General features: G+C 68.7%; 18 protein-coding genes. 2 read left to right on the top strand and 16 right to left on the bottom strand.

Features of this window, described 5'->3' with window-relative positions; genetic code table 11:
* Positions 1–361: 361 nt before the first annotated feature.
* The 3 genes from ACO073_RS20320 to ACO073_RS20330 form a co-directional block, all read right to left on the bottom strand.
* Entirely contained in the window at positions 362–1,768 is a 1,407-nt protein-coding gene (locus ACO073_RS20320) for an NAD(P)(+) transhydrogenase (Re/Si-specific) subunit beta (protein ID WP_422002185.1), read from the bottom strand.
* A 20-nt stretch (positions 1,769–1,788) separates the two neighbouring features.
* Positions 1,789–2,211 (bottom strand): NAD(P) transhydrogenase subunit alpha, encoded by a 423-nt coding sequence (locus ACO073_RS20325; RefSeq protein WP_421999751.1) that lies wholly within the window; start codon positions 2,209–2,211, stop codon positions 1,789–1,791.
* 122 nt (positions 2,212–2,333) lie between these two features.
* Complete coding sequence (locus ACO073_RS20330; protein ID WP_421999752.1) at positions 2,334–3,485, bottom strand: Re/Si-specific NAD(P)(+) transhydrogenase subunit alpha; 1,152 nt, start codon at positions 3,483–3,485, stop codon at positions 2,334–2,336.
* Positions 3,486–3,750: 265 nt separating this feature from the next.
* Here ACO073_RS20330 and ACO073_RS20335 point away from each other — a divergent pair, with 265 nt between their 5' ends.
* Positions 3,751–4,746, top strand: coding sequence for a 2-hydroxyacid dehydrogenase (locus ACO073_RS20335; RefSeq protein WP_421999754.1), 996 nt, complete (start codon positions 3,751–3,753; stop codon positions 4,744–4,746).
* Between the two features lie 7 nt (positions 4,747–4,753).
* Here ACO073_RS20335 and ACO073_RS20340 read toward each other — a convergent pair whose 3' ends face one another.
* Positions 4,754–5,398, bottom strand: coding sequence for a SanA/YdcF family protein (locus tag ACO073_RS20340; RefSeq protein ID WP_421999756.1), 645 nt, complete (start codon positions 5,396–5,398; stop codon positions 4,754–4,756).
* A 45-nt stretch (positions 5,399–5,443) separates the two neighbouring features.
* On the opposite strand from ACO073_RS20340, the gene ACO073_RS20345 reads away from it, so the two are divergent.
* Positions 5,444–7,069, top strand: a complete 1,626-nt coding sequence (locus ACO073_RS20345) for a thiamine pyrophosphate-dependent enzyme (protein WP_421999758.1) — start codon at positions 5,444–5,446, stop codon at positions 7,067–7,069.
* A gap of 12 nt (positions 7,070–7,081) precedes the next feature.
* Here the strand turns inward: ACO073_RS20345 and ACO073_RS20350 are convergent, their stop codons facing one another.
* The 12 genes from ACO073_RS20350 to ACO073_RS20405 form a co-directional block, all read right to left on the bottom strand.
* Positions 7,082–7,450, bottom strand: coding sequence for a hypothetical protein (locus ACO073_RS20350; protein WP_421999760.1), 369 nt, complete (start codon positions 7,448–7,450; stop codon positions 7,082–7,084).
* A gap of 87 nt (positions 7,451–7,537) precedes the next feature.
* Positions 7,538–8,452 (bottom strand): NAD-dependent epimerase/dehydratase family protein, encoded by a 915-nt coding sequence (locus tag ACO073_RS20355; RefSeq protein ID WP_421999762.1) that lies wholly within the window; start codon positions 8,450–8,452, stop codon positions 7,538–7,540.
* Positions 8,449–8,844: a DUF302 domain-containing protein gene (locus tag ACO073_RS20360; RefSeq protein ID WP_421999764.1), complete on the bottom strand. Its 396-nt coding sequence runs from the start codon at positions 8,842–8,844 to the stop codon at positions 8,449–8,451. The genes ACO073_RS20355 and ACO073_RS20360 overlap by 4 nt, the downstream gene beginning before the upstream one ends.
* A complete protein-coding gene (locus ACO073_RS20365) occupies positions 8,844–10,178 on the bottom strand; it encodes an ABC1 kinase family protein (RefSeq protein ID WP_421999765.1) in 1,335 nt (444 codons plus the stop codon). Before ACO073_RS20365 ends, ACO073_RS20360 begins: the two co-directional genes overlap by 1 nt.
* Before the next feature lie 88 nt (positions 10,179–10,266).
* Positions 10,267–11,055 carry an LON peptidase substrate-binding domain-containing protein gene (locus tag ACO073_RS20370; protein ID WP_421999767.1) on the bottom strand — a complete coding sequence of 263 codons (789 nt, stop codon included), beginning with the start codon at positions 11,053–11,055 and terminating at the stop codon, positions 10,267–10,269.
* A gap of 299 nt (positions 11,056–11,354) precedes the next feature.
* The gene (locus ACO073_RS20375; protein ID WP_421999768.1) at positions 11,355–13,124 is read right to left on the bottom strand and encodes a M3 family oligoendopeptidase; all 1,770 of its coding nucleotides are present in this window, start codon (positions 13,122–13,124) and stop codon (positions 11,355–11,357) included.
* A gap of 11 nt (positions 13,125–13,135) precedes the next feature.
* The gene (locus ACO073_RS20380; RefSeq protein ID WP_421999770.1) at positions 13,136–13,636 is read right to left on the bottom strand and encodes a GAF domain-containing protein; all 501 of its coding nucleotides are present in this window, start codon (positions 13,634–13,636) and stop codon (positions 13,136–13,138) included.
* A gap of 10 nt (positions 13,637–13,646) precedes the next feature.
* Positions 13,647–14,549, bottom strand: coding sequence for a branched-chain amino acid ABC transporter permease (locus tag ACO073_RS20385; RefSeq protein ID WP_421999771.1), 903 nt, complete (start codon positions 14,547–14,549; stop codon positions 13,647–13,649).
* 91 nt (positions 14,550–14,640) lie between these two features.
* Positions 14,641–15,498, bottom strand: coding sequence for a branched-chain amino acid ABC transporter permease (locus ACO073_RS20390; RefSeq protein ID WP_421999773.1), 858 nt, complete (start codon positions 15,496–15,498; stop codon positions 14,641–14,643).
* A gap of 87 nt (positions 15,499–15,585) precedes the next feature.
* Positions 15,586–16,779 (bottom strand): ABC transporter substrate-binding protein, encoded by a 1,194-nt coding sequence (locus ACO073_RS20395; RefSeq protein WP_421999775.1) that lies wholly within the window; start codon positions 16,777–16,779, stop codon positions 15,586–15,588.
* Positions 16,776–17,546: an ABC transporter ATP-binding protein gene (locus ACO073_RS20400; protein WP_421999777.1), complete on the bottom strand. Its 771-nt coding sequence runs from the start codon at positions 17,544–17,546 to the stop codon at positions 16,776–16,778. The genes ACO073_RS20395 and ACO073_RS20400 overlap by 4 nt, the downstream gene beginning before the upstream one ends.
* The gene (locus tag ACO073_RS20405) at positions 17,543–18,307 is read right to left on the bottom strand and encodes an ABC transporter ATP-binding protein (protein ID WP_421999779.1); all 765 of its coding nucleotides are present in this window, start codon (positions 18,305–18,307) and stop codon (positions 17,543–17,545) included. Before ACO073_RS20405 ends, ACO073_RS20400 begins: the two co-directional genes overlap by 4 nt.
* Positions 18,308–18,318: the final 11 nt, after the last annotated feature.

Consider the following 18,318-nt stretch of genomic DNA (forward strand, 5'->3'; position numbering starts at 1 on the left):
GGCGCTGGCGCGGGAACCATCGAGGAAGAAGCGGTCCTGAAAGCCCCGGAACCGTGCGTCACAGTCCGGCGTCTACACGTAATGCGGGAACCTATCTCCTAATATTTTGAGTCTCAAACGAATCATAACGCATTGAAAATGCGGTCTTTTTGACTCATAAAAGTTCTCTCATCAGTTGTGCAATCATAATGCTCATTCTGGGCATTTGTGGGAGTTGATTGCATCGCCGGACAAGAAATCCTCGCGCAGGCACAGGCCAGCAACCGTTGCCGCGCCGGCATGCAAATCAAGACGGCGCCGGCCTCGCCGGCCAGCGCCGTCTTTCACGAAAGTTGAGAGATGGATCCCGCCGGGATCGGCGTCAGTGCGCCGATCCCTCGAGCGCCTTGACGATGTTCTCACACATCGCCTTGGCGTCGGCGAACAGCATCATCGTGTTGTCACGGAAGAACAGCTCGTTGTCGACGCCGGCATAGCCCGAGGACATGCCGCGCTTCACGAACAGGACGGTCTGCGCCTTCTCGACGTCGAGGATGGGCATGCCGTAGATCGGGCTGGTGGGATCGGTCTTGGCCGCCGGGTTGGTGACGTCGTTGGCGCCGATCACGAAAGCGACGTCGGTCGAGGCGAAGTCGCGGTTGATGTCGTCGAGCTCGAAGACCTCGTCGTAGGGCACGTTGGCCTCGGCCAGCAGCACGTTCATGTGGCCCGGCATGCGGCCGGCGACGGGATGGATGGCGTAGCGCACCTGCACGCCGTCCTTCTTCAGGAGATCGGCCATCTCGCGCAGCGCATGCTGGGCCTGCGCCACCGCCATACCGTAGCCCGGCACGATGATGACGGACTGGGCATTCTTCATCAGGAAGGCCGCATCCTCGGCCGAGCCCGCCTTGACCGGCTTGTCGGTCTTGGCGTGGGCCGCGCCCGCCGCCGCGCTGTCGGTGCCGAAGCCGCCCAGGATCACGTTGAAGATCGAGCGGTTCATGCCCTTGCACATGATGTAGCTCAGGATGGCGCCCGAGGAGCCGACCAGCGCGCCGGTGACGATCAGCGCGGTGTTGCCCAGCGTGAAGCCGATGCCGGCCGCCGCCCAGCCCGAGTAGGAGTTGAGCATCGACACGACCACCGGCATGTCGGCACCGCCGATCGGCAGGATCAGCAGGAATCCCAGGGCCAGCGACAGGGCGATCAGCAACACGAAGGTGAGCGGGTGGCCGCGCATCGCGAACCACACCAGCAGCACCACGATCACGATGCCGATCAGGGCATTGAGCGGATGCTGGCCGCGGAACACCAGGGGCGCTCCCGACACCAGCCCCTGCAGCTTGGCGAAGGCGACGACCGAGCCGGTGAAGGTGATGGCGCCGATCACGGTGCCCAGCCCCATCTCGATCAGGCTGTGCATGTGGATCTTGCCCGGCACGCCGATGCCGAACGCCGCCGGCGACACGAAGGCAGCGGCCGCCACGAACACCGCGGCAAGGCCGACCAGCGAATGGAAGGCGGCGACGAGCTGCGGCAGCGCCGTCATCTGGATGCGCAGCGCCACGACCGCGCCGATCGCGCCGCCGAGCACCAGGCCGCCGACGATCAGCCAGGGCGACAGGACGCCCGGCGAGGCGACGGTGACGCCGATCGCCACCACCATGCCGACGATGCCGTAGAGGTTGCCGCCACGCGACGTCTCGGGCGAGCTGAGGCCGCGCAACGCCATGATGAAGCAGACGGCCGCGATGAGATAACCGTAGGCGGCCAGTTCGTGGGTGATCACCGTGCCTCTCCCGTCCGCTACTTCCTGACCGGCTTCTTCTTGAACATCGACAGCATCCGGTGCGTGACGATGAAGCCGCCGAAGATGTTGACGGCGGCCAGCACCACCGCGATGGCGCCGAACAGCTGGGCGGCGCCCAGCCCCTTCAGGCCGGCCGCCAGCAGCGCGCCGACGATGATCACCGAGGATACGGCGTTGGTGACCGCCATCAGCGGCGAATGCAGCGCCGGCGTCACCCGCCACACGACGTAATAGCCGACGAAGCAGGCCAGGGCGAAGATGGTCAGCAGCGACACGAACGGCATCTGGCCGTCGGGCGGCGGCACGGCGCCCTGGGCGGCCGCGTCGATGACCTGCTGGGCGAGGCCCTTGAGGGAGGTGGCGAGATCCTGCGCCTGGGTGGCGAGCGCCGCGGCCTCGCCGGCAATTCTGTCGTCCATTCAGCAGCTCCCGAAACAGGCAAAGACAATGTCATCCCGAGCGAAGCGAGGGACCTTTCCTGCAGCCTCAAAGGTCCCTCGGGCTGCGCCCTCGGGATGACAATGGAGATGCAGGTCAACGCTCACGATTGCACCAGCGAAGGATGCACGACCTGGCCGTTCTGGATGACCAGCGTGCCCTTCACGACCTCGTCGGCAGTGTCGATCTTGAGCGCCTTGCTCTCCTTGTCGACCATCGGCGTGATGAAGTTGAGGAGGTTGCGCGAGAACAGCGAGGAGGAATCGGTCGCCAGCTCGCCCGGCAGGTTGGCCGGACCGACGATCCTGACCCCGTGATGCTCGACGATCTTGCCGAACTCCGACAGCGGGCAGTTGCCGCCCTGCTCCACCGCCATGTCGACGATCACAGAGCCGGGCTTCATGCTGGCGACCATCTCCTCCGTCACGAGCACCGGCGCCTTGCGGCCGGGGATCAGCGCCGTGGTAACGACGATGTCCTGGGTCCTGATGTGCTCGGCGACCAGCGCCGCCTGCTTGGCGCGGTACTCGGCGCTCATCTCCTTGGCGTAGCCGCCGGCGGTCTCGGCGGCCTTGAACTCCTCGTCCTCGACGGCGACGAACTTGGCGCCGAGCGACTGGACCTGCTCCTTGGTCGCCGGCCGGACATCGGTCGCGGTCACGATGGATCCCAGCCGGCGCGCCGTGGCGATCGCCTGCAGGCCGGCCACGCCCACGCCCATGATGAAGGTGCGCGAGGGCGCCAGCGTCCCGCCGGGCGTCATCATCTGCGGCAGGATGCGGCCGTAGTTGTTGGCCGCCGTCAGCACGGCCTTGTAGCCCGCGAGATTGGCCTGCGAGCTCAGGATGTCCATCGACTGGGCCCGGGTGATGCGCGGGATGAGCTCGAGCGCGAAGGCCGTCACGCCCTTCGCCGCCAGCATGTCGACCAATTCGCGGTTCGTCAGCGCGCCGAGCGGCGCCATCAGCACCTGGCCCTGCCGCAGGAGTGCCACCTCGTCGATCCCGTCGGCCGCCACCATCGGCCGCTGGATCCGGAAAACGATGTCAGCCGCTCCCATGGCCGCCGCCGCGTCCGGCACGATCATTGCACCGGCCTCGCCGAAGGCGTGATCCGTGTAGGCGGCCGCCGTGCCTGCCCCGGTCTCGACCAGGACTTCTTCCACTCCCAGACCCTTCAGTTTCTTGACAGTCTCGGGAGTCGCGGCCACGCGGGTCTCGTGCGGCCGACGTTCTTTGAGGATGGCGATTTTCATGGAGGCGCTGGACCGGTTGGAGACGCGAAATCGGCTAGAGCGGCTTGCGATAAATCGGGACCGCCCGAGCGGTCCCGATTTATCGGAAACGCATCAAGTCGGGCAGTTCCCGCCTTCGGCACCGATCGTCCGGCCGATCCCGACCGAACGCTCGATGCTTTAGGCCGCCGCACCTTGCCCAGCGTTGCCCTCTTTGCCAAGGCGCATTTTCGCCGCGTGGCAGAGGCTCGTTTACCGCTGCCGGGCGACACGGGATACTGAGCCCATGTCCCAGCGTCCCGTCATCCTCACCGGCTTCCATTTCACGAAGACCACCTTGGCCGCCTTCTCGGAAAAATACGAGATCGCCGGCCACATGGACCATCCCGATCCGGCGCTGGTGCCCCCCGCGGCGCAGCCGCACGTGCAGGCCCTCGTGACCACCGGCAGCGTCGGCGCTTCCGATGCGCTGATGGCGTCGATGCCGCGCCTGTCGCTCATCTGCTGCTACGGCACCGGCTACGAGCGCATCGACCTCGAGGCGGCACGCAGGCGCAACATCATGGTGACGCACGGCGCCGACGCCAATGCACCGGACGTCGCCGAGATGGCCGTCGCCATCCTGCTCGCCTCGACCCGCCGCATCGTCCGCGCCGACAAGATGATCCGCCGCGGCGACTGGACCAAGCGCATCCCCAACCGCTTCGGCGTCATCGCCGGACTGACCGGCGGCAAGGTCGGAATCCTGGGCCTGGGCGCGATCGGGCTTGAGTTCGCCAAGCGCATCAAGGGCTTCGACGTCGAGATCGGCTATTGCAACCGCACCAAGCGCAGCGACGTCGACTATCCCTATTTCCCCAATGTCATGTCGCTGGCCCACTGGTGCGACTACCTGATCGTCTGCCTGAGGTCGGACGCCTCCAACCGGCACATCATCAACGCCGAGGTTCTGAAGGCTCTGGGTCCGCGGGGCCATCTGGTGAACATCAGCCGCGGCTGGGCGGTCGACGAGGCGGCGCTGGCCGAGGCGCTGCGCCACAACGTCATCGAGGGCGCGGCGCTCGACGTGTTCGACGAGGAGCCCTACGAGGGCGAAGAGCTGCTGCCGCTCGACAACCTTGTGATGACGCCGCACTTCGGCGGCGGCACCGAACATGCCCAGCGGCGCATGACCGCGCTGGTGCGGCGCAACCTCGACGCCCACTTCGCCGGCCAGCCGGTGATCTCGCCCCTGCCCGAACTGCGCGACATGGCCGCGAAGCCCGAAGGCCGGCTGCGTTAGAGTCAGGTCAATCCGCCGGATCGACGCCGACCCGCACGCGTGGGCCGTCGATGCTGCGCGGCGCGCCGCCCAGCCAGGCGTCGACATGGGCCCGCAGTGCCGAGGGAAAGCGTCGCAGGTCCGTGACGATGCTGTAGGGCCGCTCGACATCGCGCGCCTCGTAGCCCCAGGCCTCGATCCCGAGGTCGCGGGCGATGAACAGGGCGCGGCTGAGATGGAAGCGCTGCGATACGACGATCAGGCGCTTCTGGCCGTAGACGTCGCGCGCCCGCAGCATCGAATCCCAGGTGCGGTAGCCGGCTTCATCCCGGTAGATGGCCGGCGCCGGCACGCCGCGCGCGACGAGGCCGGCCTTCATCGCCGCCGGCTCCTCGCCGGCGCCGCTCACGATGATGTGCCGCACCTTGCCCGCCTTCCACAGCGCGGCGGCGGCATCGAGCCGGCGCACGAAGTAGACGTTGGGCCCGCCTTCGGGCCCGATCGGCGCGGTGCCCAGGACCACCGCCGCGTCCGCGCCCGGCACGCGGGCAACGTCGTCGAACGACCAGGCTTCCGCCGTCGCATCGAGCCGGCGCTCGGCCAGCCAGGCGAGCAGCACGACGAACAGGATCGCGGCGCCGGCTGCGAACAGGAGGACCAGGATCAGCCGCACGGCCGCCGCCTTGCTGGACCGCGGCCGCGTCGGTAGACCGGCGACATGCCCCGCCTCACCACCGCCGAAGCCACCGTCGAAACCCTCCTGCGTCACGGCCTCGACACGGTCTACGCCCTGCCCGGCCTGCACAACGATCCGCTGTTCGACGCCTTCTATCACGCCAGCGAGAAATTGCGCGTGATTCATCCGCGGCACGAGCAGACCGCTGCCTACATGGCGCTGGGCGCTGCCCTCGCGACCGGCAGGCCGCAGGCCTTCGCCGTCGTGCCGGGGCCCGGACTCCTGAACGCCGGCGCCGCGCTGCTCACGGCCTACGGCATGAACGCGCCGGTGATCGCCCTGGTCGGCCAGATCCCGCAGGCCGACATCGACAGGGGCCACGGGCATCTGCACGAGATCCACGACCAGCTCGGGCTGATGCGGCACATCACCAAGTGGGCGGCGCGCATCCGCAGCCCGCAGGAGGCGCCGGCACTGGTCTCCGAGGCCATCCGGCAGGCGACCACGGGGCGGCCCCGGCCGGTGGCGCTGGAATGCGCGCTCGACACCTGGGCCCGCCGAGCCGAGGTCGTGTTGCCCGACGGACCGCCGCCGCCAGAGGCAGCGCCCGTCGACGAGGAGGCGATCGAAGCGGCGGCGAAGATCCTCCGGGACTCGCGCCGGCCGATCGTCGTGGTCGGTGGCGGCGCCATCGACGCAGCCCCGGAGGTGCGCGAGATTGCCGAGCTCCTGGAAGCGCCGGTCAGCTCCTATCGCCGCGGCCGCGGCGTCCTGCCCAGCAGTCACAGCCTGGCGGTCGACATGCCGGTCGGGCACCGGCTGTGGAAGGACGCCGACGCGGTGCTCGCCGTCGGCACGCGCTTCCTCATCCAGAACGGCAACTGGGGCGTCGATCGCGACCTCAAGGTGGTGCGCCTGGACATCGACCCCGACGAGCACGAGCGATTTGCCCGTCCCGATGTCGCCCTGGTCGGCGATGCCGCGCCGACCCTGCGCGCCCTCATCGCGGCACTGCGCCGCCACGAACGCCCGCGACAGTCCCGCGCCGCCGAGATCGACGGCCATCGCGCCTGGCTGGCCGGGCGCCTGTCGCGGCTCGAGCCGCAGCTTTCCTTCCTGAAGGCGATTCGTGCCGCCCTGCCCGAGGACGGCATCTTCGTCGACGAAGTCAGCCAGATCGGCTTCGCCTCGCGCGTGGCCCTGCCGATCGAGCGGCCGCGCACCTTCCTCTCGCCCGGCTACCAGGACAATCTCGGCTGGGGCTTCGGCACGGCGCTCGGCGTCAAGGCGGCACGGCCCGACGCCAAGGTGCTGGCGATCGCCGGCGACGGCGGCTTCATGTACCAGGTGGGCGAGCTCGCGACGGCCGTGCGCCACAGACTCGCCGTCGTGGTCGTCGTGTTCGACAATGGCGGCTTCGGCAACGTGAAGCGCATCCAGCAGGAGCGCTACGGCAACCGCCTGATCGCCTCTGACCTGCAGAACCCCGACTTCTGCAAGCTCGCCGAGAGCTTCGGCGTCGCCGCCTTCAAGGCGCTCGATGCGGCCGCGCTCGAAGCCAGCCTGAAGAAGGCCTTCGCCCTCGACGCACCCGCGCTGGTCTGGGTCCCTCACGGCGACGTGCCGAGCCCCTGGGACCTCATCATGATGCCCAGGGTGCGCGGGTGATCGCCGGTTAGACTAGCCGCGCAGCGCCGGCAGGTTGGTGGCGAGCAGGAAGAGCCAGGCCGCCACGGCACCCGCCCACAGGACGGCGAGATAGGCGGCCGTGCGGCGCCCCCGCGCGGCGCCTCTCGCGGCGATCGCATGGTCGACCACGCCCGCCACCAGGAAGCTCAGGGACCAGATGATGCCGGCGCCGATGATCAGCGGCCATACGGTGTCGCCGCGCCACGACGTAAGCGGCGGGTAGACGAGGCCGACGACCGGATAGGCGAGGTAGTAGAGGACGTATCCCAGCAGCCCAAGGCTGAGGAAGCTCGCGAAAATCGCAAGGCCGCAGGCGGCGACGGACCATTTGAGCGACCAGATGTACTGAAGAAGGGCCACGGCGGCGGTGTCTCCCCGTTGCTGGCTGTGCTGCCGCCAGCCCGGCGGTCAGACCAGGAAGAACGACGGCGCGGACCGTTCGTTGCCTCAGCCGAGGCTCTCCAGCACCTGCTTGAAGCCCGTGCGGCAGACGAAGCCCAGCCGCCGCGCCGCTTTCGAGGCGTCGTAGACGCGGTCGATGGAGTCGAACATCGTCCAGCCGCGCCGGGCGTAGAGTTGCCGATACTCCGGGAAATAACGCGCGACGACGGATGGCGCGTCGGCGATCAGCTGGCGGCAATCCTCGCGCGCGAACGGCGTCATGGCCGAGACGATGAAGGTGTCGAAGCCGATGTCGCAGGCGCGGTCGAGCGCGGCGACATGCGCCTCGGCGGCGTCCTCGACGGTGAGTCGGCGGAACAGGAACTCGTTGGCCTTGGTGTTCTCCGACGACTGAACGATGGCGTGCGCCATGTCGTCCTCCTCCGGGAAGAAGCGCGAGGTGCGGAGGATGACGATCGGCAGGCCGTGCAGGTGGTTGAACAGGCGGCACAGCTCCTCCGCCGCCCGCTTGGTGACGCCGTAGATGTTGCGCGGCTCGAGCGGCGACAGCGTCTCGTCGATCCAGGTCGCCTCGCGCGCGCCGCCGCCTTTGCCGTCGCGGATGCGCTGGGAAATCATCAGCGAGGTCGTCGAGGTGAAGACGAAGCGGTCGACCGTCGACGCCGGCGCCACCGACGCCTCGAGGAGGTTGAGCGTGCCCTGCACGTTGACCGCGACGAACTCCGAATTGTCGTGGGTCTCGATGTGCGGCTTGTGGCGCGCGGCGGCATGGACGACCGCCTGTATGGCATGCTCGCGGATCAGCCGGTCCACCAGGGCGCGGTCGACGACCGAGCCGACAACCTCGGTCGTCGCCCCGGGCGCCGGATCGAGCCCCACCACCCGGTGCCCGTCGCGGCGCAGCCGCGGGACCAGGAACTGGCCGAGCCATCCCGAGGAGCCCGTGACCAGGATGTTCATCGGCCGGTGGCTTCGCCGGCGACGCTCTCCAGCACGTCCTGCATGACCTCGAAGGTGCCGTCGTCGGCAAGACCGTGGCGGCGGGCGATCCACGCAGGCTCGTTGTAGCCCAGCCAGGTCACGCCCTTCTCGTCCTGCCAGATCAACGCCTTCAGCGGCAGGTCGATGCCGATGGTCTGCCGGGCCTGCATCGTGGGCGTGCCGGCCTTGGGATTGCCGAACAGCACCAGGACGGTCGGCCTCAGCTCCATGCCGATCTTGTCGGCCGCGGCACCGTGGTCGATCCTGGCGAACACGGTCATGCCGTGGCGCGACACGGCGGCGACCAGGCGATCGAGCGTCTCCACCGGTCCGTTCAGGCTCTGCAGGGTGCGCAGCCCGGGCGGCGGCATCACAGGCCCGCCTCGCGCAGGGCTGTTTCCTGACGGCGGGCCAGCGACTCGACGTCGAAGCCGTCGATCAGGGTCTCGAACAGGCGGTGCCAGTTGATCGAGGCGCGGAGGTGGATGAACACGGCGCCCAGCCCGATGGCGGCGCGGTCCATGAAGACGAACTCGCGCGGCGGCCGCACGCCGCCCATCCGACGCAACTCGCCGAACACGTTCTGCGCCATCTCGCGGCCGTGGCCGTCGGCCATGCCCTCGGTCAGCCGCCGCGGCCGGTCGTCCATCAGCGGGCCGTAGAGGAAGGCCGCCCAGCGATTCAACACGGCGATCATCTCGCGGCTCAGCCCGCTGAAGCCCCAATCCTCGTAGGCGGCGACCGCCCGGTCCTGATCGTCGGCCATCAGCGCCCGGTAGAGCTCGATCGAGCCGCGTACGAAGCGCGGCGGGAAGATCCGCACGCAGCCGAAATCCATCAGGTTCACGGAGCCGTCGGCGCGGACCGTGTAGTTGCCGAGATGCGGATCGCCGTGGATCACGCCGTAGAAGTAGAACGGCACGTACCAGGCTCGGAACATGTTGATGGCCAGCCGGTCACGCTCCTCCTGGGACCGGGTCTTCCAGTTGAGCAGCGGCTCGCCCTCCAGCCACGTCATGGTGAGCAGCCGGTCCGTCGAATGCGACGCCACGACGTCGGGCACGTGAACGCCCGCCTCGTCGCGCAGCATGTGGCGGTAGAGCGCGACGTGCTTCGCCTCGCGCCGGTAGTCGAGCTCCTCGCGCAGCCGCGTCGTGATCTCGGCATGGATCTCGTCGGTCCGGATCGCCGGATCGAAACGCTGGCCGACGGCGAAGACCAGCTTGAGCTGGTTGAGGTCGGCCTCCAGAGCCGAGGCCATGTCGGGATACTGCAGCTTGGCGGCGACCGGCGTGCCGTCGGGCAGCGTTGCGCGGTGGACCTGGCCCAGCGAGGCGGCGAACGACGCCTCCTTGTCGAAGCGGCCGAACCTCGACGTCCAGTCGGGGCCGAGCTCGCTGCCCATGCGCCGGCGGACGAAGGACCACCCCATGGCCGGAGCATTGGCCTGCAACTGGGCCAGCTCGCGGGCATATTCAGGCGGCAGGGCATCGGGAATGGTGGCAATGAGCTGGGCCGCCTTCATGAGCGGACCCTTGAGCCCGCCCAGCGCCGCCTTCAGTTCGCCGGCGTGCTTGTCGCGATCGATCGACCAGCCGAGATAGCGCTGGCCGGCCAGCTTCACCGCCAGACCGCCGACCGAGCTGCCGACCCGGGCATAGCGCCCGAGCCGGCCGCCGAGGGAATCGCCCTCGTCCTGGCTCATGCGCCCCCGCTCATGCCCGGATCGCGAAATGAAGGTCCCGCATCCCGACCGATATAAGATCGATCGGGTGCGGTTGCCACCTCGACGGTCAGGCCGCCTGCCGGTCCGGCGCCATGATCGCCAGGATCATCCGCATGCGCTGGACGACGTCGGTCGCCTCCAGGATCTGCTGTCGCTGCTCGACGGTGAGCGACAGGTATTGGGCGATCATGTCGGCCGTGCTGCCCGGATCGCGAAGATGCGGCAGGGACAGCAGGGCCTGAGGCGGCGCTGCCAGGTCGATGTTGGCGTGGGCGGCGAAGCGCTGCAGCAACTCCTGCAGGACGGCCGCCGCTTCCTCCCGCGCGGCCCCCTCCCGGGACACCGGCGCCAGCTCCGCGACCAGGCAGGCGCCGTCGCCGGCGATGCGGATTACGCGCGCGCGCCGCAGGCCCTGCACCATCAGCTTGTTCGAGCCGTCCGGCATCTTCGTCAGGTCGATCGTCCTGGCCACGACGCCGAGGTCGTAGAGGTCCTCCGACGACGGATCGTCATCGGCGACGCGGCGCTGGGTGACGAAGAAGATCTCCTTGTCGCCGGCCATGGCCTGCTCGATCGCCGCCACCGACTTCGGCCGCATGGCGTAGATCGGCGAGGTCATTCCGGGAAAGAGCACCAGGTCGCGCAGCGGCATGACCGGCCGCGTCACCGTCTGCACGGCCGGCGCGGAAGCCTTCGGCGCCGCATTGATCGCCGCCGACAGCGTGTTCCAGTCGGCAACGCCCAGGACCGCTGCGATCAGCTCCAGGCTTTCGCTGTGGGTCAGGGAAACCGACTTCTCCTTGAGAGCCTGGCGCAGGGTCTGCGCCATGGCCTTGGCGTCACGATAGTCTCGCATTGTTCATCCTCTGCAGGCGGCAGAACGGAAGAGTCAGTGGCTTGCGTTACTGATCCGTTGCCGCGGCAAAGGGAGTGCCTGAGCGAGGCTCGATACGTTCACCATACCCGAAGGGCGCAAGCGGCAGGTCGTATCCACCCGGCGGGAAGGTGCGGCCGGCCCGGCGGGCTGTCAATGCTTCCGGAGCCCCGCCCTGCTGTCATCCTGAGCGCAGCGAAGGATCTCATACCGGTTGCAATCGGCGATGAGGTCCTTCGCTGCGCTCAGGACGACAAAAGAAGAAAATACGTGCGCCGGTCCTAGAGCGTCTCCAGCTCGTCGACGAGCCCGGAGATCACGCCCAGCCCCTTGTCCCAGAAGGCCGGGTCGGAGGCATCGAGGCCGAACGGCGCCAGCAGCTCCTTGTGCCGCTTCACGCCGCCGGCCCGCAGCATGTCGAGATACTTGGCCTGGAAGTCCGCCTGCCCCGCCTGATAGGCGGCGTAGAGCGAGTTCACGAGGCAGTCGCCGAACGCATAGGCGTAGACGTAGAACGGCGAGTGGATGAAGTGCCCGATATAGGACCAGTAGCTCCGGTACTCGTCGTCGAAGGTGAAGGCCGGCCCCAGGCTCTCCGTCTGGACGGCCATCCAGATCTCGCCGATCGCCTCCGGCGTCAGCTCGCCCTGGCGGCGGGCCCCATGGACGCGCGATTCGAAATCGTAGAAGGCGATCTGCCGCACCACCGTGTTCAGCATGTCCTCGACCTTGGCGGCGAGCATCGCCTTGCGGGTCTTCGGGTCCGGCGCCGACTTCAGCAACGACTGAAAGGTCAGCATCTCGCCGAACACCGAGGCGGTCTCGGCGAGCGTCAGCGGCGTGTCGGCCATCAGCGGCCCCTGCGCCGCCGCCAGCACCTGGTGGACGCCGTGGCCGAGCTCGTGGGCGAGCGTCATGACGTCCCGCACCTTGCCCTGGTAGTTCAGCAGCAGATAGGGATGCGCCGACGGCACGGTGGGATGGGCGAATGCGCCCGGCGACTTGCCGGGCCGCGCCGGCGCGTCGATCCAGCCCGAGCCGAAGAAGCGCGCGCCGACCGCGGCCAGTTCGGGCGAGAAGGCCTTGTAGGCATCGAGCACGATCTTCTCTGCCTCGCCCCAGGGGATCACGCGGTCGTCCGATTCGGGCAGCGGCGCGTTGCGGTCCCAGTACGGCATGCGCTCGACGCCGAACCAGCCGGCCTTGAGCCTGTAGTAGCGATGCGACAGCTTCGGGTACGCCGCCTTCACCGAGGCGACCAGCGCGTCCACGACCTCGTCCTCGACGACGTTGGCGAGGTTGCGGAACGACTGCGGCCGCGCGTACTTGCGCCAGCGGTCGTCGATCTCCTTCTCCTTGGCCAGCGTGTTGGTGATCAGCGAGAAGATCGCGATGTTCTCGCCCTGCACCTTGCCGAAGGACTTGGCCGCCTCCTTGCGCACCGCGGCGTCCTTGTTCGACAGCTTGTCGAGGATCTGCGGCTCGGTCAGCATCTCGTTGCCGAACGGATAGCGCAGGCGGGCGATGGTCTCGTCGAACAGGCGCGACCAGGCCGCGCTGCCGACCACTGACTGGTCGTGCAGGAAGCGCTCGAGCTCGTCCGACAGGTCGTGCGGACGGAAGACGCGGACATCGCGCAGCCAGGGCGCATACTTCGCGAGCGCCGGCTCCTTCAGGTGCGTCGCGAGGACCGCGTCGTCGATCTTGTTGATCTCCAGGCGGAAGAACACCAGCTTGCCGCTGGCGTCGTTCAGGGCCTCGGACACGTTCTGCGAGAAGCGGCCGCGCTCGGGATCGGCCATGTCCTGCGCATAGTAGAGCGAAGCGTAGGAGCCGATGCGGCCCATCAGGTCGCTCAGCGCTTCGTAGCGCGCGATCGCGATGCCTAGCGCCTTGCCGTCGAGCGTCGCCACCTTTCCTTCATAATCAGCGGCGAACGACGCGGCATCGGCGGCGGCGCGCTTGAGGTCGGCGTCGAGATCGGTGCCGCTCGGGCTGGAATAGAGATCGTTCAGGTTCCAGGTCGGCAGTTCCCCCAGCATCGCGGTCATTCGGACACTCCTCAGCTTCTGCCGATATCGGGGTCCAGGGCGATGGCGTCAAGGAAGGGCCCGATCATCAGGGCGGCGAACGGCTCGAGCCGCACCGGATCGCTGTCCTTGTAGTGGCCGGCGACGTCCAGCAGGTTCATGGTGCCGAGCACGCGCCCAGCATAGACGACCGGCTGGTTGATCGCCGATTCGCAGCCCAGCGAGCGGATCAGCTCGTGATCGAAGAACGCCCACTTTACATCCTCGTAGTCGTGGCCGACCCAGGCGCGGCCCTCGCCGACAACGCGCTTGTGCCAGTCGCTTTCGGTGACCGGCTTGTAACCGCCGACCGGATACTCTTTGGGCATGTTGGTGTAGAGGCGCTTTACGCGCTTGCGGTCGGGCGCGACGTAAAGCAGCGTGAACAACCGGTGGCCCACCACCTCGGCCAGCGCCTTGTCGAGCACGGCGAAGAACGATTCGGCGGGTCCGGGCCGGCGCAGTGCCGCGAGGCAAGTCTCGAACGGTGTCATTGTCTCTCCTTCAGGATGGGCGAGGCGCCGGCGGAATCCGCTCCGGCAGCAGGCCGGACGGTTTCAGGCGCAGCACCACGATCAGGGCGACGGCGATCAGCAGTTCCTTCAGCGCCGCGCGCTGCACGGCCGACACGGCGGGAATCCATTCGACCAGGAAGCGGAAGGATTCCAGCAGCGCCATCACGACGTAGGCGCCGAGCAGGCCACCGGCCGGCCGGCCGGTGCCGCCGGAGGCAACGGCAAGGAAGATGTAGACCGTGATCAGCGGCAGGAACATGTCCGGCGCGATGTAGGACGTGAAATGGCCGTAGAGCGCCCCGGCCAGCCCGGCGATCGCCGCCGAGAGCATGAAGGCCTCTGTCTTGAAGCGCAGCACCGGCTTGCCGGCGACCTGCGCCACCTGGGCGTCCTCGCGGATCGCACGCAGCGCCCGGCCGTAAGGCGCGCGGTCGATGCGGCGCATCACGACGAAGACGACCAGCAGCGCCGCCAGCACGATCAGGAAATAGACGGCATTGAAGTCGGGGCCGAGCGCCCGCCGCCACGGTCCCGGAATGCCCGAGATCCCGTCGGTGCCGCGCGTCAGCCAGATCTCGTTGGCGGCAAGCAGTCGCACAACCTCGGCGAAGCCCAGCGTGACGATGGCGAGATAGTCCTCGCGCAGGCGCGTCGTCGACAGGGTGACAACGAGGCCGGCGAAGCCCCCCACCACGAAGGCCAGCAGCCAGCCTGCCGCGATCGGCGCCTGTCCGGCCGTGGTCAGCAGCGCCGAGGCGTAGGCACCGAGCGCGAAGAAGCCGGCGAGGCCGAGATTGACCATGCCGGTGCCGCCCCAGATCAGGTTGAGGCTGAGCGCGAGCAAGCCGTAGATGCCGCCCACCGTGGCGATGAAGAGGAGATAGTTCAGCATGGCGGCCCGAGGCCCGCTGTCATCCCGAGCGGAGCGAGGGACCTTTGCGGAGGCAAAAAAAGCCCCTCGCTCCGTTCGGGGTGACAGTTCCTCAAAACGCCCGCTCCCCCAGCAGCCCGCGCGGCCGCAGGCTGAGCACGACCAGGATGGCGACGAAGCCGACGGCGGCGCGGTATTGCGAGCCGACCACCAGCACCGAGAGTTCCTCGGCGATGCCGATCACGAAGGCGCCGAGCACGGCGCCCGGCACGCTGCCCAGCCCGCCCAGCACCGCGGCGGCGAACAGCGACAAGAGGATGCGCGTGCCGGTCAGCGGGTCGATCGAGCTGTCGAGGCCGAGCAGCATGCCGCCGACGCCGACCAGGCCCATCCCGACGAAGCTCGCCAGCGACGCCACGCGCTCGGGCCGGATGCCCTTGAGCGCCGCCAGCTCGGGATTGTCGGCCGAAGCGCGCATCGCCTTGCCGACGCGGGTGAAGGCGAGCGCGGCGAAGACCAGGACCATGAGCAGCAACGCCAGCCCCATCGTCTCGAGCTGCTGCGGGCTGACCCGGATGTCGCCGAAATGCATGTCGCGCGCGATCGGCCGGTCGTAGCCGCGCGGGTCGTTGCCGAAGCCGAGCCGCACGACATTCTCCAGGACGAGCCCGGTGGCGATCGAGGCGATGGCCGCCGGCAACGCGCCCTGGCGGACCAGCGGCAGGTGCGCGGCCTTGTCGAAGGCGAGGCCGGCGGCGCCGGCAACGGCGAAGGCCGCGACCAGCGAGGCGGCCATCTGCAGGCCGGCGCCATAGGCCAGGTAGCCCGCGAAGGCGCCGAGCGTCGCCACGCCCGATACCGAGAAGTTGGGGAAGCGCAGCACGGCGAACATCGCCGTGAAGCCGATGGCGGGCACCGCCAGCAGGGTGCCCGACACCAGCCCATTCACGAGGGCCTGGAGGACGATCATGGGCTGGGGGCGCGCCACTCCCGTGGCGCGTCTCGTCCCTTCATCGACAGCATGATCGCGCCACGGGAGTGGCGCGCCCCCGGCAGATCACGCAATCTTCACCAGGGTGAACTTGCCGCCCTTGATCTGCTCGTAGCGGAACTTGCAGTCGAGGATGTCGCCCTTGTCGTCGAAGTCACAGGGGCCGGATGCGCCGTCGTAGTCGACCTTCTCGCCGGCGGCGATCGCCTTGATGCCGTCGACGGCGCTGTCGACCTTCTTGCCGCCGCCCTGGGCCTTGCGGATGTTGTCCTTGATGGCGTCGCCCGTCGCAGCCTTGGCATTGGCGATCGCCAGGAGCACCAGGTTCACATGGTCGTAGACCTGGCAAGAATAGGGATCGGGATTGGCCGAGCCGGCGGCCGCCTTGGCCTTCTCGTAGGCCGAGCTGCCCTCGGCCGGCGACGGCGAATAGGTGTAGACGCCCTCGACCACCTCGGGCTGGCCGATCTGGTCGACCAGCTTCTGGTTGATCGAGTAGCCGAAGCCGATGACCTTGCCCTTGAAGCCCGCGCGGTAGATGTCCTTCAGCAGCACGACCGTGTCGGGCGTGTAGCCGGCGGCGAAGATCAGGTCGGGCTGGGCGCGCAGCGCCTGGTCGACCTCGGTCCGGTAGGTCGTCTTCTTGTCGTCGTAGATCAGATGCTGGTGGGTGGCGCCGCCCTTGGGCAGGACCTGTCCCATCAGGTCGAAGGTCGACTGCGTGAAGGGCGTCTGGGGGATCATGGTGAAGACCTTCTTCGCCCCCAGCGACAGCATGAACTCGCCCGACCGCGTCACCTGCAGCGTCGAGTTCGGCTGCGTGCGCACGAGGTAGCCCAGGTGCGGCAGGCGGGTGATCGAATCGGCGCCCGACACGGTGCACAGGAAGGTCTTGCTCTCCCAGCACAGCGGCGCCACCGCGGTGGTCACCGAGGACGCCCAGGTGCCCATGATGGCGGCGACCTTGTCGACGTCGATCAGCTTGCGGGCGGCGCGCACGCCGGCCTCGGGATTGGTCTGGTCGTCCTCGCTCACCAGCACGACGCGGCGTCCCAGCACGCCGCCCGCCTTGTTGACCTCCTCGACCACGGCGGCCGCGACCTTGGCCATGGTCGGCCCGTAGCTGCCGCCGGCGCCGGTGAGCGGCGTCAGGGTGGCGAGCTTGATCGGGTCGGCTTGCGCCCGAACCACGGCGGGGCTCGCCAGGGCGGCGACGCCTGCCGCCAGGGCGGTGCGGCGGCTCATGCGAATGCTGGTCATCTGCTGGTTCCCATTCCCTCGTTCGAAGACTCCCCGGTGCCACCGAGCATAGGCTCGGCCTTGCCGCCGAGAAAGAGATCGCGGACCGTCGGGTCGGCCGCCAGTTCGGCGGCGCTGCCTTCGCGCTGCGGCCGGCCCTGGACCAGCACGTAGGCCCGTGCCGACACCGCCAGCGCCTCCAGCGCGTTCTGCTCGACCATCAGGATCGCCACTCCCGTGCGGTTGAGAGCAACAATGGTGCCGAACAGCTCGTCCGCCGCCCGCGGGCTGAGCCCGGCCGTCGGCTCGTCGAGCAGCAGGAGGCGCGGGGCGTTCATGAGCGCGATCGCCATGGCGAGGATCTGGCGCTGGCCGCCGCTCAGTGTCCGTGCCGCCGCGCGGCGCTTCTCGGCCAGCAGGGGAAATCGTTCGTAGAGCTCGGCCGCGCGCCGCCTGGCCTGGCGGCCGTCGACATAGCCGCCCATCTCGAGGTTCTCCGCCACGCTCATCGTGCCGAAGACGTTGCGCTCCTGCGGCACGAAGGACAGGCCGAGCCGGCTGATCTCGGGCGCCCCCAGCCCGGCGATGTCGCGGCCCTCCAGCCGAACCGCGCCGCCGCTCGGGCGGAGCAGGCCGGCAATGAGCTTCAGCAGGGTCGACTTGCCGGCGCCGTTGGGCCCGATCAGGGCCACGATCTCCCCCCCCCCGACGGCCAGGTCGGCGCCCTTCACGATCTCGTCGGCCGCGGCGTAGCCGCCGCGCAGCCCTGCCACCTCGAGCAGGCTCATGCCGCGCGCGCCCCGAGATAGGCCTCGCGCACGCGATGGTCGCTGCGCACGGCGTCGAACGTGCCCTCGGTCAGCACCGTCCCCTCGGCCATGACGATCACCGGGTCGCACAGGCGGGCGATGAAGCCCATGTCGTGCTCGATCAGCAGCACGCTGATGCCCCGGCGCGGCAGCTCGAGCAGCCGCTCGCCGATCTCGTTCTGCAAGGTCGGGTTGACGCCCGCGGTCGGCTCGTCGAGCAGGACCAGGCGCGGCTCGGCCATCAGCGCGCGGCCGATCTCCAGCAGCTTCTTCTGGCCGCCCGACAGTGCCGTCGCGGGATTGTCGATGAGATGGTCGAGGCGCAGGAAGCGCGCCGTCTCCCACGCCCGCTCGGCGAGCGCCGCCTCGCGCTCGCGCGCCGCGCGGGTGCCGACGATCGCCTGCCACAGGCTCTCGCCCGGCTGGTCGCGGCCGTAAAGCATCAGGTGCTGGAACACCGAGAGCCTGGGGAAGCCGCGCGCCACCTGGAAGGTCCGCACCAGGCCGCGCCGGCTGATGCGGTCGGCCGACCAGCCGGCGATCTCCTCGCCGTCGAGACGGATCGAGCCGGCATCCGGCGGTACCAGGCCCGACACGACGTTGAACAGCGTCGTCTTGCCGGCGCCGTTGGGCCCGATCAGGCCGGTGATGCCGCCGGCCGCGACGGACAGGTCGACGCCGCGCAGGACGTCGAGGCCGTAGAAGGCGCGCCGCAGGTTCTTGATCGTGAGGAGAGACATTGGATCGTCTC

Origin of the sequence: Reyranella sp. (genome assembly GCF_965229815.1) — a bacterium.
Classification (GTDB): domain Bacteria; phylum Pseudomonadota; class Alphaproteobacteria; order Reyranellales; family Reyranellaceae; genus Reyranella.

What these genes read in the sequence shown, in the direction of transcription:
- ACO073_RS20335 (WP_421999754.1), top strand. Translation starts at nt 3,751, where the DNA reads ATGTCCCAGCGTCCCGTCATCCTCACCGGCTTCCATTTCACGAAGACC.
- ACO073_RS20370 (WP_421999767.1), bottom strand. Translation starts at nt 11,055, where the DNA reads ATGCGAGACTATCGTGACGCCAAGGCCATGGCGCAGACCCTGCGCCAG.
- ACO073_RS20330 (WP_421999752.1), bottom strand. Translation starts at nt 3,485, where the DNA reads ATGAAAATCGCCATCCTCAAAGAACGTCGGCCGCACGAGACCCGCGTG.
- ACO073_RS20380 (WP_421999770.1), bottom strand. Translation starts at nt 13,636, where the DNA reads ATGACACCGTTCGAGACTTGCCTCGCGGCACTGCGCCGGCCCGGACCC.
- ACO073_RS20355 (WP_421999762.1), bottom strand. Translation starts at nt 8,452, where the DNA reads ATGAACATCCTGGTCACGGGCTCCTCGGGATGGCTCGGCCAGTTCCTG.
- ACO073_RS20345 (WP_421999758.1), top strand. Translation starts at nt 5,444, where the DNA reads ATGCCCCGCCTCACCACCGCCGAAGCCACCGTCGAAACCCTCCTGCGT.
- ACO073_RS20360 (WP_421999764.1), bottom strand. Translation starts at nt 8,844, where the DNA reads ATGCCGCCGCCCGGGCTGCGCACCCTGCAGAGCCTGAACGGACCGGTG.
- ACO073_RS20385 (WP_421999771.1), bottom strand. Translation starts at nt 14,549, where the DNA reads ATGCTGAACTATCTCCTCTTCATCGCCACGGTGGGCGGCATCTACGGC.
- ACO073_RS20325 (WP_421999751.1), bottom strand. Translation starts at nt 2,211, where the DNA reads ATGGACGACAGAATTGCCGGCGAGGCCGCGGCGCTCGCCACCCAGGCG.
- ACO073_RS20365 (WP_421999765.1), bottom strand. Translation starts at nt 10,178, where the DNA reads ATGAGCCAGGACGAGGGCGATTCCCTCGGCGGCCGGCTCGGGCGCTAT.
- ACO073_RS20405 (WP_421999779.1), bottom strand. Translation starts at nt 18,307, where the DNA reads ATGTCTCTCCTCACGATCAAGAACCTGCGGCGCGCCTTCTACGGCCTC.
- ACO073_RS20375 (WP_421999768.1), bottom strand. Translation starts at nt 13,124, where the DNA reads ATGACCGCGATGCTGGGGGAACTGCCGACCTGGAACCTGAACGATCTC.
- ACO073_RS20395 (WP_421999775.1), bottom strand. Translation starts at nt 16,779, where the DNA reads ATGACCAGCATTCGCATGAGCCGCCGCACCGCCCTGGCGGCAGGCGTC.
- ACO073_RS20400 (WP_421999777.1), bottom strand. Translation starts at nt 17,546, where the DNA reads ATGAGCCTGCTCGAGGTGGCAGGGCTGCGCGGCGGCTACGCCGCGGCC.
- ACO073_RS20390 (WP_421999773.1), bottom strand. Translation starts at nt 15,498, where the DNA reads ATGATCGTCCTCCAGGCCCTCGTGAATGGGCTGGTGTCGGGCACCCTG.